This is a genomic window from Streptomyces sp. NPDC111606, from assembly GCF_055656945.1.
Map to the genome: position 1 here is coordinate 26,517 of NZ_JBVKBY010000022.1, position 13,782 is coordinate 40,298.

General features: G+C 67.2%; 11 protein-coding genes and 1 pseudogene. 9 read left to right on the plus strand and 3 right to left on the minus strand.

Features of this window, described 5'->3' with window-relative positions; genetic code table 11:
* Positions 1-49: 49 nt before the first annotated feature.
* From ACZ7M7_RS43205 to ACZ7M7_RS43235, 7 genes and pseudogenes are all read left to right on the plus strand, one after another.
* Positions 50-229 (plus strand): annotated as a pseudogene (locus ACZ7M7_RS43205) (ATP-dependent DNA ligase); the annotation flags it as partial.
* Positions 230-273: 44 nt separating this feature from the next.
* Positions 274-687: an ATP dependent DNA ligase gene (locus ACZ7M7_RS43210; protein ID WP_472127163.1), complete on the plus strand. Its 414-nt coding sequence runs from the start codon at positions 274-276 to the stop codon at positions 685-687.
* A gap of 196 nt (positions 688-883) precedes the next feature.
* Positions 884-1,735, plus strand: a complete 852-nt coding sequence (locus tag ACZ7M7_RS43215; protein WP_472127165.1) for a tyrosine-type recombinase/integrase — start codon at positions 884-886, stop codon at positions 1,733-1,735.
* 90 nt (positions 1,736-1,825) lie between these two features.
* A complete protein-coding gene (locus tag ACZ7M7_RS43220) occupies positions 1,826-3,298 on the plus strand; it encodes a site-specific integrase (protein ID WP_472127167.1) in 1,473 nt (490 codons plus the stop codon).
* The gene (locus ACZ7M7_RS43225) at positions 3,298-5,016 is read left to right on the plus strand and encodes a hypothetical protein (RefSeq protein ID WP_472127168.1); all 1,719 of its coding nucleotides are present in this window, start codon (positions 3,298-3,300) and stop codon (positions 5,014-5,016) included. The genes ACZ7M7_RS43220 and ACZ7M7_RS43225 overlap by 1 nt, the downstream gene beginning before the upstream one ends.
* Positions 5,013-7,211 carry a site-specific integrase gene (locus tag ACZ7M7_RS43230; protein ID WP_472127170.1) on the plus strand — a complete coding sequence of 733 codons (2,199 nt, stop codon included), beginning with the start codon at positions 5,013-5,015 and terminating at the stop codon, positions 7,209-7,211. The genes ACZ7M7_RS43225 and ACZ7M7_RS43230 overlap by 4 nt, the downstream gene beginning before the upstream one ends.
* Positions 7,208-7,669: a hypothetical protein gene (locus ACZ7M7_RS43235; RefSeq protein ID WP_472127172.1), complete on the plus strand. Its 462-nt coding sequence runs from the start codon at positions 7,208-7,210 to the stop codon at positions 7,667-7,669. The genes ACZ7M7_RS43230 and ACZ7M7_RS43235 overlap by 4 nt, the downstream gene beginning before the upstream one ends.
* Before the next feature lie 59 nt (positions 7,670-7,728).
* On the opposite strand, the gene ACZ7M7_RS43240 is transcribed toward ACZ7M7_RS43235, so the two are convergent.
* The gene (locus tag ACZ7M7_RS43240) at positions 7,729-8,439 is read right to left on the minus strand and encodes a 2-phosphosulfolactate phosphatase (protein WP_472127174.1); all 711 of its coding nucleotides are present in this window, start codon (positions 8,437-8,439) and stop codon (positions 7,729-7,731) included.
* Between the two features lie 353 nt (positions 8,440-8,792).
* Between ACZ7M7_RS43240 and ACZ7M7_RS43245 the strand changes: the two genes are divergently transcribed.
* Both ACZ7M7_RS43245 and ACZ7M7_RS43250 read left to right on the plus strand, forming a co-directional pair.
* A complete protein-coding gene (locus ACZ7M7_RS43245; RefSeq protein WP_472127176.1) occupies positions 8,793-9,116 on the plus strand; it encodes a helix-turn-helix domain-containing protein in 324 nt (107 codons plus the stop codon).
* Positions 9,117-10,190: 1,074 nt separating this feature from the next.
* Entirely contained in the window at positions 10,191-11,408 is a 1,218-nt protein-coding gene (locus tag ACZ7M7_RS43250) for a hypothetical protein (RefSeq protein WP_472127178.1), read from the plus strand.
* Between the two features lie 60 nt (positions 11,409-11,468).
* Here ACZ7M7_RS43250 and ACZ7M7_RS43255 read toward each other — a convergent pair whose 3' ends face one another.
* Positions 11,469-11,906: a GNAT family N-acetyltransferase gene (locus ACZ7M7_RS43255; RefSeq protein WP_472127180.1), complete on the minus strand. Its 438-nt coding sequence runs from the start codon at positions 11,904-11,906 to the stop codon at positions 11,469-11,471.
* A gap of 1,679 nt (positions 11,907-13,585) precedes the next feature.
* Positions 13,586-13,720, minus strand: a complete 135-nt coding sequence (locus ACZ7M7_RS43260; protein WP_472127182.1) for a hypothetical protein — start codon at positions 13,718-13,720, stop codon at positions 13,586-13,588.
* Between the last annotated feature and the right edge of the window lie 62 nt (positions 13,721-13,782).

A 13,782-nucleotide genomic window follows, 5' to 3' on the forward strand; every position in this document is an offset into this window, starting at 1 on the left:
CGCGGCGCGACTGGCCGAGCAGTGGCCGACGCACTACGTCGCGTTCGACCTGCTCCGCCTCCCAGGCACGGACACCACCCGGTGGACCTACCAACGCAGACGGACAGCATTGGAGGAGCTGTTCACGGAGCACCAACTCACCGCCCCATGGGCGCTGTGCCCGTCGACCACCGACCCGGCCACCGTCCGCGAATGGCTCACCCACTGGACCCCGGCAGGACTCGAAGGCGTCGTCTTCAAGCGACTGGACAGCCGCTACGAGCCCGTGCGCGGATGGCGCAAGTACAAAGTCGCGAGACCGAAGAAGCCATCATCGGCGCGGTCACCGGCTCCAGAACCCTGCCCCGCACCCTGCTGCTCGGGCGCTACGACGACGCCGGCCGCCTCCACTACACCGGCCGCAGCACCACCCTGCCGCAGGCCGCGGGCCGGACCCTCGCCGAGCAACTGACCCCCGCCCAGCCTGGCCACCCGTGGACGGGTTGGACGTTCTCCGCCGGATGGGGCAGCCGCGAGACCCTGCACGTCACCCTCGTACAGCCCGACCTCGTCGCAGAAGTCGGCGTCGATGTGGCCCGGGACAACGCCGGATGCTGGCGGCACCCCGCACGATGGCACCGAATTCGGGCCGAGATGCATCCGATGCAAGTGCCGAAATTTGGAGAACCGAACGAACCGCCAGCTTGAGGCGGTGCTCGGATCCGACTGTAGCGACCTTTGAGCTGGGTCTTCACCGAAAGCGGCACCACGATGCCTCGATGTTGTATTGAATGCAACACGTGGAACGGAGAGTCGATCTACCGGGAGCGGCGCACATGGTCCTCGCCGACAACGTGCTGCCGTTGGATCCCGAGCCCCAAATCTTCGAAGCGATGCTCGAAGGATGGGCTCGGCAGCAGCGCGTGCGTTTCTTGAAGAAGGAAACGATCAGCCGGCGGTTGGCCTTGGTGCGCCGGGCATCCCGGTTTTCCGGGCAGTACCCATGGCAGTGGACCGCTGCCGAGATCGAAGCCTTCATCGACACCTGCGTTCCGGTGGTCGACCGATCAAGGTGTCCACGGCACGGGCCCATCTGGACAACCTGCAGCTGTTCCTGGGCTTCGCCACCGATCCCCGGTACGGATGGACTTCCGTGTGCACGGAACGGTTCGGGCAGGCCCCGCAGCAAGTGCTCGGCGAGTGGAACACGATCCCCCACGCGAACGAGTACGAAGGGGCACCGGAACGGCGCCCGTTCACGTATGACGAGGTGCAGGCGCTGTTCGATACGGCCGATGGGCTGGTCGGAACCATTCGCGGGCGGCGGAGGAAGGGGGCTCTAGCGGCTCAGCGGGACGCTGCGCTGCTGAAGATGTTCTACGCCTTCGGCCTGCGCCGCCGGGAGGCGTGGGGCCTGGATCTCACGGACCTCAGCAGCAACCCGAAGATGCCGAAACTGGGGCGGGTTGGCGTGCTGCGCGTGCGGTGGGGGAAGTCATCCCGCGGCGGGCCGCCGAAGCGGCGTACCGTCTTGCTGGTGCCGGAGATGGATTGGGTCGTCCCCGTCCTGGACCAGTGGGTGGAGGACGTGCGGCCACGCTTTTCGCCAGGGGCTCACCCAGCGTGGTGGGTCACCGAACGTCGGGGGCGGATGTCGTGCCGACGCATGGACGACGTCTTCTCCTCGATCCGCGAAGCGGCGGGCCTGGACGACACGCTGGATTTGCACTGCCTGCGCCACTTTGTCTCTGCTTAGTTTCCGTGTGGCGATTGACCCCAACGGGGCTGGTGGCCTGGGTGTTTGGGCTTTGCGCTGGGGCGTGTGGTGTTTCTACTGTCAGCGCCCATGATCCTGAGCTTCTTCTCGTCCCGGGGCTGGGAGTCCTGGGATGTCGAGCATCGGCCGTTGATCCCCGAGGGGATGCCCGTGCTCGTCGACGACGACCTGTGCTTCGAGGACGGCCCGGCCGCGCCGCGTCCGACGGCGGTGGTGAACCGGTGGCTGCGCGAGTTACCGGTCAGCGGGGCGCCGGCGCCGAGTTCGTGGGAGAACTACGCGCGGGCAGTCAAGGAGTGGATGGAGTTCCTGGCCGAGCATGGGGTGGGTCTGTTCGACTCGCGTGAGCGGTTAAAGGCGGGCCTGAGCCGGTATGCCGAGCACCGGGCTGCAGGGCCGTTGAAGGCCCGCTTCGTGGCGACGACGTGGGGCCAGCACATGAGCATCCTGTCGCTGTTCTACCGGTGGGCGATCAACGAGGGGTACGCGACGGCCGAGCCGTTCACCTACCGGGCCGCGCGGGCTCTGTTCGCCGGGACCGGCCGGGCGGTGAAGGTGAACCTGGCGGTGCGTCGCACGCCGAAGCCGCACGTGACGATCAAGTACCTGGAGCCGGACTTCACGGACCTGTTCCGCAAGGGACTACGGGGGCTCGCTCCTGACGGCTCGCAGGACACTGGTTTCCACGGGCGGGAGCTTGCCCGCAACGCGGCGGTCGGGGATCACGCGCTGGCCACCGGAATGAGGCTGCAGGAGTTCACCTATCTGCTGCCTTGGGAGATCCCCGCCTTGCCGCCGGAGCCGACCGAGGTTCCCATCCCGTTCCCGGTGCCGGCCGGGATCACCAAGGGCAAGAAGTTCCGGACCACGTGGACCTCTTACGAGGCTTTGGCCGGACTTCACGACTATCTCGACCTGGACCGTGCTGCCACGACGGAAGGCTCACCCTGGCGGCCGCCACGGCGGTGGGGCGAACCGCTGATGGTCACCGAGCCGGACGCTCGGGGCGGGCTGGTCAACGGGATCCGGAGGCCGTGGGCTTCACTGACCCCGGCCGAACGCCGCCGCTTGATCGCCCCGGAAGGCGGCTCGTGCCTGCTGGCGGTCAAGAACGGCGGCGGCCCGTTCACAGCCTGGGCGACGGTCTTCGAGCGGACATCCGACCGGGTCCGGGCCCGCTTCGAGCCCCGGTTCCCGCACGTCTGGCCCCACCGATGTCGCCACACCTTCTCGATGAGGACCCTCGAATACCTGGTCACCGGGCACTACCGGCAGGCCGCGAAACTCGTGCGGGACACCGACGCAGACGCCGCCCTGGTCTTCTACCTCACCAAGGCAGACCCGCTTCTGGTCCTGCGCGACCTGCTGGGACACAGCACTGTGCTCGTGACGGAAAAGTACCTCCGCCGCCTGGACACCACCCGCATCTACCGGGACGCATACGAGGCCGCCGGGGCTGCAGTCGGCCTGACCGACGACGAGGTGGCCGCACACGAGGCCGATGCCGAGTTCACCGATGATATCGAGGACGGAAACCTCTGATGCCGACCATGCTCATCGACGAACCGCTCGGTGTCACCTGCGTGTTCAGCGACGGCAGCCGCGCGGAGTTCTCTTTGGACGGCTTGCCCAACCCGCAGCTCGCCCGGGATCTGGCCACCGGCCTGGTCGACCTGGTCCACCCGCACGGCACCGCGGACAGCGCGGGCACGGTCAACCACTATGTCCAGGCTCTGCGGCAGATGGTGCGGGTTCTCGCCGGACGAGGGTTCATCGGCGGCGCCGCCCAGCTCCGGCGGGGGCAACTCGCTGAGTTCTGGCTGGGCAGCACCGGCCCCCGAGAAGCGTGCACCCGCGCGATGGTGAAGGCATTCGCCCAGGTCGGCGGAGTCCTCTCCGACAAGGTGCTGGAGCTTGCGGAAGGACGGCCCTACAACCACCAGCCCAACCATCACCAGCTGCCGCCCTACCCGGAGGCCGAGTGGCAACGCCTCACCGAGGTCTGCCGCACGCTTGCCGACGATTCGTACGCTGCCCACCGGCAGGCCCTGACTGCTGCCGCCCAGGGGAAACACCCGGGTTCCGGCGGCTGGAAACCGGAAAACGTACGGTGGCTGCTGGCCCGGCTCGGCCCAGTGAACGCCGCCCGCTTCGGCGAAGAAGTCGGCTGCACCGAGGCAGCGATCTGGCAGCGCGGCGGATTCATGCAGGCCAGTGCTGATCTCTTTCCCACCCACCACGCGATGATCGCCTACCGGCTGCTGTTCGGTATCTACTCGGGCATCGTTCCCGACGGCATCGACGACCTGGTCACCGACGACATCGACTGGGCCGGGGACAGCACGATCCTGCTCTCCTATATCAAAGGCCGCACGGCAGCCGAGAGCCTGAACCTTCCGCGCCGGGCCGTGCGCCTGCTGGAGCAGTGGCTGGCGCACTCAGCTCTGCTGAGAAGCTTCTGCACACCAGCTGACCAGCGACGTCTGTGGCTGGCCCTCGGCCGGCCGGGGCACTTCGCGGTCACCGCCGGGACCGGTGCGCGAGTCACTGTCCAGCGGTGGGTCGTGCGCCACAAGGTGTTCGGCGAGGACGGGCGCCCCTTGAAGATCCACCGTTCCAGGATCCGCACCACGCACGAGGCGATGCGGGACAAGACCGCCTGGACCGGCAGCGGCCGGGCGACGATCGACCCGAATCACACCCCGGCGATCGAGGGCGACCACTACCTGAGCGCCGCCACCCCTGCTCAGCAAGGCGCCGTCGAGACCATCATCGAGGACGCCCAGCATGACATGCTGCGACGTTCCCACCCGCCCACCGTGATCACCGAAGAGGACGCGGCCGTACTGGCCGGGGGCTATCCGCAGCTGGTCGCGGCCATGGACCTGGACGACGCGGCGATCGCCGATCTGGTCGGCGGGCAGCGCGATGTGTTCAGCGCTGCTTGCGGCGATCAGCTCTCCGGGCTGCACGGTCCGAAGGGGAAGCCCTGCCCGGCTCGCCCCTGGGTCTGCCTGCTCTGCCCGCTGGCGGTCTTCGCCCCGCGGCACGCGGTCAACCTGCTGCGGCTGAAGGCGTTCTTCTCCCGGCAGTGGCAGCAGATGCCCGCGGCCCAGTTCATGGCCGTCTTCGGGCCCTATGCCGCCCGCATCCAGCAGGTCCTGGACCGTTTCGACCCCGCCGTCCTCGCTGCGGCCGCCGCTGATGTCGCCGACCGGGATGACGAACTACCCCTGCGTCCTGAGGAGTTCACCGCGTGACGACCCCCGCTGCCGCCTCCTCCTTCGACGGCCGTTCCGCGGTCTTCGCGGGCACCGACGTCTGCCACGAGGCTGGCCTTGCACTGCCCGAGGAGGCGAACCGTCCGCGCTTCGAGGACGACATCTGGGACTTCAGCCACGTCGTCGGTCTGCCGGCTCAGATGGCCCGATGCACGCGGCGCTTTGACTTCGCCGTCATCACCGATGCCCGTTGGCGACTGGTCGCGAAGGAACTCGTGCTGGCGATGCTCGCCCCCAGACACGTGTCGGTCATCCCCCTGCCCCGCGCCTATCGCACCGCCTTGCACCTGGCCACCTGCGCGGGCAGGCTGGGTGAACTCACCAGATTCTTCGCCTGGTTGGGAGATCAGGGAGTGCACGGCCTGGAACGGCTCGACACCCGCCTCTGCGAGGCATACCTGGCTCACCGCCGCTACGTGCTCGACGAGCACGGGGCCGTCGTCGGTGAACAGAGCCACGGAACCAGGCGCTCGGCCGCGCAGGTCGTCGTCGACCTCGTCAATTACCGCGAGCTGTTCACAGCCGACCGTGTCTCTGCGGATCTGCGTCCGTGGGGTGGTGCTACAGCTTCGGCGGTCGCCGAGATGCCCTGCGGCCGGTCTCAGAACAAGACCCCACCGGTTGAGGACGCTGTCCTGCAGCCGATGCTCGCCGCCGCGCTCTATCTGGTCTCCGCCCTCGGCCCGCATACCGTCGCACTCGCCGAGGAAGTACGGGAAGCCGACCGCACCTCGTCCTGCAAAGCGGAGGGACTCCGCCCGTCCGGTTCCGCACCGGTGGCTGCGTTCGCGAGCCTGCTGGCCGAGTACGAGCGAACGTGCACAGCGCTGCCGATGCTGGCCGAGCACCACATCGCCGACCGGCTCGCCGATGGCTGGGACCCTGATGATCTCCTGCTGCCGGTGGCCACGGGCGTTCTGGCCCGGCAGGCCGGGGCCAGCCAGTTCTGGTCACGATGGCTCCTGGCCCTGCGCGGACCACTGGAGAGAACCCTTGCAGTGGTGGGAGTGGAGAGGGTCTTCGGTCGCGATGCTGCCGAGGTCAAGGCAGCGGACGGGACATCCTCGCTGCCCTGGACACTTCCCTTGCACCGGCTGGAGGCCGTTGCCCTGGTCGGAATCGTCCGCACCGCCGCGATCATCACGCTGGCCACGGTGTCGGGAATGCGCGCGAGCGAGCTGATGGAGTTGCGGGTCGGTTGCCGCCGTCCGCCCGAGGAGCCTGTTCCCGGCCTCACCCGGTTCCGGATCGGCAGCAAGGTCGTCAAAGGCCAGCCTCTCGGCGGGACCGACGACGAATGGGTCGTCGTCGAGCCGGTCTATCGCGCTGTCGAACTCGCCGAGCAACTGCACGACAGCCCGCGGGATGGGGCCTTGCTGTTCGGCCGGTTCGCCTTCGATGTCCGTTACCGGTGGTTCAGGAACTGGGTCAATTCCCGCTCCGTGCAACGGCTTGGGCTCGCAGCCATCCCTGTCGGGCCCGTGAATCTGAGGATGCTGAGGCGGACCCTGGCTCTGGAAATGGCCTACCGGCCGGGCGGAGTCCTGGCTTCCAAGATCCACCTCAAGCACATTGCGGTGGCCACGACGGAAGGCTATGCCTCTCGCCCCGGCGGGGCCCAGGCCGAGCTTCTCGCCGAGGTCAACAAGCACGAGAGCGACCGCAATCTCGACCTCGTGCTCGCCGAGTTCCGAAACTACCAGCAGGGCATCCTCCCAGCTGGTCCCGGTGCTCGCAGCCTTACTGAGTTCTTCGCGCACATCGACGCCAAACTCGACGCGACCGCCGCGAAGGCGCCGAAGACCCAGCGCAGTGACCGCGACGTGCTCAACCTGCTGACCAAACGGGCCAAGGTCCTCCACCTCGGCCCGGCGAACTACTGCTGGTTCACCGACCCGTCCCGGGCACTCTGCCTCAAGCTGGCCGGCACCCCGACGGCAGACCGTCCACTGGTCGGGATGTGTGACTCCGCCCGCTGCCCGCAGGCCACCCACCACCCCTGCCACCGCCCCGTCTGGGCCGAGCACGCCGAACGCACCGAGACCTTCCTCGGCCAGCTCGGCACCACACGCAAAACCGAACGCAACCGGCTCCAAGCTGACTACGACCGGGCCCTCCGCGTCGTCGCCGAGATCGACGCCGCCAACATTGCCAGGGGCGAGGACTCCGCATGAGAATCTCCGCAGCCCAGCGGACCGAGAACGAGAACCGCATCCGGGCCGCCATGGACCGGCTCCTCCGAGGCGAGATCCCGCCCGGTGGAAAGTGCGACATCAAGACTCTCGCCAGCGAAGCCGCGGTCGACCGCACCGCGTTCTACGGCACCCGCCCCTACGCTCACCTCCGCGCCGAGTTCGAACGACGGGTCCAGGCGCTGCAAGGCGCCGGCGAGATCCCCGACCCTCGCGAGGCCCAGATCACCCGACTCAAGGCAGAGATCACCAAGCTCCGGGAACGACTGGCCCAGTCGGAGCAGACGGTCGACGAACTCACCGACTTTCGCGGCCAGGCCCTGGCCCGGCTCGCCGCCCAGCACGAGGAGATCGCCCGGCTCCGCGAAGCCTCCGCCGGGACGAGCCGGGTCAGCTGCCTGCCTGCACCCCGAACCACCGTCATCGGGACATGCAGCTGATGTCGCATGCCCTGCTGGGCGCTGACTCCCGCAAGTTGAGAGTCGGACCTCACCAACGATCAGATCGGGTTCTCGTCGATCAGGGAAGACATGGCGCGCGGACGGAGGACCATGAGCGCGCCTTCCAAGGTCGCCACCATGGCAAAGGGGAACCTGTCGATCTCGAGGCAGAGTGCAACGTCATCAGGGTGGACTCCCCGAAAACCGCGACGGACCCCCTCCGTCAACTCGGCGGCGGCCCGCGACTTGGCAGCGCGGCGGAGAAACTCCGCAGAGTCTGTCCCAGCTTCGCTGGATCTCTGAGCGATGTATTGAGCGCACGCCAGGTCTTCATCGGCCTGCCCATCGTCGCCAGTGATCACGAAATCGACACTGTCGGTCTTACGTGTCCGCAACAGCTGGGCCGTTGCCTCCGCCACCACGAAGCTGGCGCACAGGACGAGCGATGCCTCCTTGGCTGCAAGGGCGCCGACCGTCCCTGCCGTGGTCTTCTGCACAACGGTCCGTCCGCCCAGGTCAACGGACCGCAGCAGCCCCGGCGAGTTGACGGTGTCGAACCCGGGCTCGGGCGGTCCGTCTTTAAGTGCCACCCAGTCCGGGTGGCGAGCCTTGAGTGCCAGGGCTTCGTCCAGCGACTCAGCAAGAACGATCTTTTCCGCCCCCTGGGCAAAGGCCCAGGCAGCCACGGTGAAAGCACGCATGACGTCGACCACGACGGCCACGGACGGGGCTTCGATCAGTTCAGCGATGCCAAGGAAACGAGCGTCCATTCCGATCATGATTCCGCATGCCCCACTCGAAGCACCCAGAGGGTGATCCGCATCACATCGGCAGTCTCGGAATGCAACACCTCCGGCTGCCTGCGTCGCGAAAGTGATCGGCAACGACACACCTGCTCAATCACCACACGGAGTCACCCGCACACGGCCTCTGCGGACACAAGCCACTCATACATCACGCACCTCATCGAGTTCGGGTATCCGGAGCGTTTCGTCCAGGACCGAGTCGGCCACCGGTATGCCTCGACGACTGCGATCTACACCGGCGTGTCGTTGGAGTTCCGCAACCGCCTGCTGACGCAGTCGCTGCGTGCCCGTCACCCCGAACTGTGGGAGCCAGCTCTGTGATCAGGAAGATGGGAATCGCCTGGCAGCTGCGGCTGCGGATGGCCGAGCAGGGGCTGTTCCAGACCACTGATCTTGTGCCGCTGCTCGCCGAACGGGGCATCCACCTGTCCCGCGAGCAGGTCTATCGACTGGTGACACAGCCGCCCCAGCGGCTGTCCATGGACACGTTGGCGGCCCTATGCGACATCCTAGGCTGCACTCCCAACGATCTGATCGAAGTCCAGGTCGCCAACGCCCAGGTCCGCAAGACAGCAGAGGGCTCGCCGGCATCGCCCCCACCTGTGCGGCGCAGCACCATCCGCCGCCCCGATTCATCATGAGCCGTCCACAACCACCGGCCGTGGTCCGTGCCCGCGTCATCGCGCACCTGTGCCGGGCGCTGCCGGATCTCGAGGTGGAGGAAGCCGAGCAGGCGCTGGTCGCCGTCAATGCCCACCACCACGTGGGCCTGCACCGGTTGGATGATCACTTGCGCGGTCATCCGGACGCCGTGGTCTCGGGTGACGCAGACATACCGCCTTCCGTGCACCGGCTCCTCCGCCGCCTGCACGCAGCGGGGCATCCCTTGACGGTTCCGGGGTGCAGCACATGCGGTCAGCAGCGTCCGTTGCCGGAGCGCGGCCCGCAGGGACGCGTGTGTTCGAGCTGTGCTGCCGCAGGCCGAATGCGGGTCTGCTTCCGCTGCGGCCTGGAGCGCGTCGTGGCCGCTGTGCCGGCGCAGGGGCCGTTATGCGGCAGCTGCGTCGCTGCGGACCCGTCGCGGCATGAGCAGTGCAGCGTCTGCGATCGCCGAGCGCGGGTGAACCGACGTCTGCCGGACGGATCTGCTGTGTGCGCGGCCTGTGCGCAACGCCCTCCTGAGCCCTGCAGTTCCTGCGGACGAACGGGTCCGGTGGCGCGTCGGCCCGAGACCGGACCGTTGTGTGACAGCTGCTACCGCGCACACCGTGTGCCGCGCCGGTGCGGACTGTGCGGCAGGACGACCGCCATCCATGTCAGGGCACGCAATGGTGCTCCTGACCTGTGCCGATCGTGTGCCAAGGAGCCCATGGCCCTGTGCGTCGGATGCCACAGGCTGCGACCCTGTACGGGTCTTCGGGCGGGTACCCCGCGCTGCAGTTCCTGCAAGTCCGCGCCTGTCGTGCCGTGCGCGCGGTGCGGACAGCACAAGCGACGCCGGGCGCGATGGCCGTCAGGAGGCGTATGCCCTTCCTGCTACGCCTACGTCCGCTCGCATGCCGTGTGCGACTTGTGGCCGCACGAGGCCGTTGATCGGTCCCGGACCGGGCGATAGGGGCACATGCGGTGTGTGCTGCGGCGCCCCCAACGCCTACCTGTGCTCGACCTGCGGTTCGGGCCGGGAAACCGACCGCGGTACGCGCTGCTCCCGCTGCGTGCTGCGCGACCGCCTGACAACCGAGTTCCTGAACAGCCATGGCGAAGTCCCGTCCGAAATCGGCCCGCTGATCGAGATCCTGCTGCGTGCCCCCAGAGCCCGTTCCATCCTTGTCTGGCTGGACAAGCCCCGTGGAGGAGCCGCATGTCTGCGCCGCCTGATCCACGACGACCTCCCGCTCACCCACGAGGCACTCGACTCTGCCGTACCGGGGCAGGGGCCAGCGTTGCTGCGGGCCGCCCTCGTCCACCTCGGTGTTCTTCCTCACCGCAACGAACCCCTGGCCGGACTGAAGCCCTGGTTGGAGCGCACGCTGACTCCGCTGCCCGCACAGCACCGCCGCACCCTGCGTATCTACGCCGAATGGTCCCTCCTGCGACGAGCCCGGCGACGGGCGACGCAGGGCCGCTTCACTCCCGGTAGCGCGGCGTCGATACGCAACGCCGTCCGCTCCACTGCAGCGTTTCTCACCTGGCTCGACGAGCACGACATCCCACAGGCCAGTCTCACTCAGAGCGACATCGACATGTGGCTGTCCGAGAAGCGGGACCGCCAGCACATCCGGCTCTTCCTACGCTGGGCCCACCAGCGCCGTCTCACCGGAGACCACGAGATCCCCGCCCGGCAGCGGGACGAGCCCCACCGCTGGTGGAGCCAGAGCGAGCACTGGACACACCTCCGACGCTGCCTCCATGATGACGCGCTTCCTCTGGAAGTACGCGTCACCGGCGCCCTGATGCTGCTCTACGGGATGCCGATCACACGGATCGCCGTTCTCACCCATTCCGACATCACGACCAGTAGTACGCCCCATCTGCGCATCGGCGAGCATCCCGTGGCGCTGCCGCCGGCCGTCCATCAGCTCCTACAGCTCCAGGCCGAACATGCCGTACAGCACTCGGCAGTAGGCCGCGTCACGACGCGCCCTGGCTGGCTCCTGCCCGGCTACGCCGCCGGAACGCACCACTCAGCGGCCATCCTCGCGCGCAAGATGCGTCTTCACGGCTTGCCCGCGCGCCCGAGCCGGAACACCGCCCTACTCGCCCTGGCCGCCGACCTGCCCGCATCCGTACTCAGCGACACTCTCGGCATCAGCATCAGCGCGGCTCTCCAATGGACCCGCCGGGCTGCCCGTGATTGGAACGTCTACCTGGTGGCCCGTACGGCGAGTGGTCCGACGGGCGACTGCGGGAGCCGTGATGGACAAGGCCGCTGACAGCTGCCGCTTACGAGTCTTGGCTCGGGCGCGACCAGGCGCAGGATCCCGGAGGAAGCGCTACGACTGCACAGTGAATCTGTAGACCTTGGAATCGCGTCCCTGGAAGCCCAGACGTTCGTACAGCCGATTCGCCGCTTCCCGGGACGGACGCGAGGTGAGATCCACGGTCCGCGCCCCGGCCGCTTCGGCCAGGCGCAATGCCTCACTGGTCAGCGCTGCCCCAGCCCCGTGGCCCCGGGCCGCGTCGTCGACCACGACGTCTTCGATGCGGCACCTCAGCCCAGATGGCAATGGATACGTGATCAGTGTGAGCATCCCGACCGCCAGGCCATCGATCCGGGCCACGAGCAGTGTGTTGGCCTCGCTGCATAGCAGCCGGTCCACGTCCTCGTGGGTGGGAGGGCCGGCGTTACTCGAAAGCTGGGGCAGCAGGCGCGCGACTGCTCCGACCACCTCGTCGGTCGTCTCAGGGACGACTTCCACCTGAACGCTCATGATCGTGACCCTATCGGCAGGGAAAGTCCCAGCGAAACGACAGAGGATGCTCAGGAGGGTCGTCTCCGTGGAATACCGCGCACCACGAATACGCTCCCGGTACCAGCTCTCCGCCCCGACCTCACCGCGGACGACACCCCACGCTGGACAGGCAAGACGACCGGCTGACCTGCGCTCAGCGCTTTGCCCGCTCACTCTCCACGATCCCCAAGGACGTCCGGCAAGCGGGTTAGCTCCCATGCCGTAGCGGTGACAGTGCCCCCGACGGCGGGCGCAGTACCCCACCTGCTCGACCGCGCAGCCCAGCCGAACGGCCGCCGAGTACGCGGTCTCGGCAGCTGCCGGAGAGGGTGTGGCCATGGCCAAAGGTTACGTCGGGCCGAGGAGCGGACCGAGCGCGACGGACGCCCGGTTGCTGGACAGGGGCGATGCCTCGCGGGTTGGGCATGCCCAACCGCGAGGGCTGATGATTCGACAGAATTCGCTGTGACCTATGTCACAATCGAGGTTCCTGATGTAGCGAGGATTCATTGCCCCGCACTCCTGAGCCACAGCCAGACGCGCACATTGAGACGGGTTGCGTCAGCCGGCGCTGCTCATATGACCTGCCATAAAAGCCTGTTCAGCAGGTTGGCCAGTCTCGCCTAGCTCGCAACGGAGCAGCTTTGGGCTGATGTTGCTTCGAGTCCCATAGTGGCCCCATGTGGTCGCTAGACTCGAAAAGCAGGACACGTGTTCCTGCTTCTCAACTGGCGAGTCAAAGCGCGTCGAGGCTCGTCCCGGGCACTCTTGTCATGTCTGCATCAGGTCAAGTTGTATGCCTGGCGCGGTCAACTGCCCAGCTGGATAACGGGCCAGGACCCACGAACGCTCGTTGCGTCGCATGTCGACGACGTTTGCCGCGCCTTGAGCGTCGTCGACCTCTGCCGTCTGACTAGCGTCGTCTGGGTCTCGCTGAGGCGCCGACGGGGGCTTCATGAGGCGGGGGCAATGACCCACTCAATCGCAGGTTGACTGCCAGCGCCTTCTGCCTGACCAGCGTCGTCTGTGTCTCGCCGGCGGGCCGACGGGCGTCGTCGGCCGGTGTGCCGACAGGCGCAGGTTGACCAGTCAACCCTTGTGGGTTGACTGGTCCCACCCATCCGGCCGCGCACGTTCACCAGCGTCGTCTGCGTTGACTGACCGTTGTCCGACGCCAGGTGTAATCGGCGCTGTCGGACCCTGGCCCGTTATCCAGCTACATCCTTCACGGGACAGGTTGCATGCCGCTCCGCGCCGCCGATGCCGCCAGGGTGATCGGTTCTGATCACAGTTGATCAAATCGCAAAGTCGTTGCCAATGCCGAAAGTTGGGCCGCAAGAGAATTTAGACGCGTTCTTCGCGGAAAACTTTTCCTGCTGGCAATGTTGTGAGCAGGGAAATGGGTATGGCGAAATAGTCTCGGTAAGTCAAAGTTGATTCGAGACCCGAAACTGGGCCGCAGATTAAATACTGGGGGATTGCTGCGTCGTGGTAGTATTGCTTTACGGCGAGCATGTTTCGCCGCCTCAGTCCACATGACTGAGCCCCGCCAGGCTCTCCAAGGCGCGGGCGGGGCTCAGCTCCCAACAGCGGTGTAGGACTGATCGATGGGCTCATCCCTGGCCGGGGGTGAGCCCATCAGTGCTTCTAACCGCAGGTCACCAGATCTTCAGGGCGTACCAAACGCTCTGCAAGATGGCCCCCGTGAGCCGGGCAGCATCTGCGGCCCGGCGAAGAAGCTTCGCCCACACCGGCTCCTTGCCCCCGTCCTGGGAGCTGTTACCGGTGCTCACACCTAACCTCCTCTCGCTGGTGGTCCCAGCTGGATGCCACCACAGCACCGAAGAGGTAATGC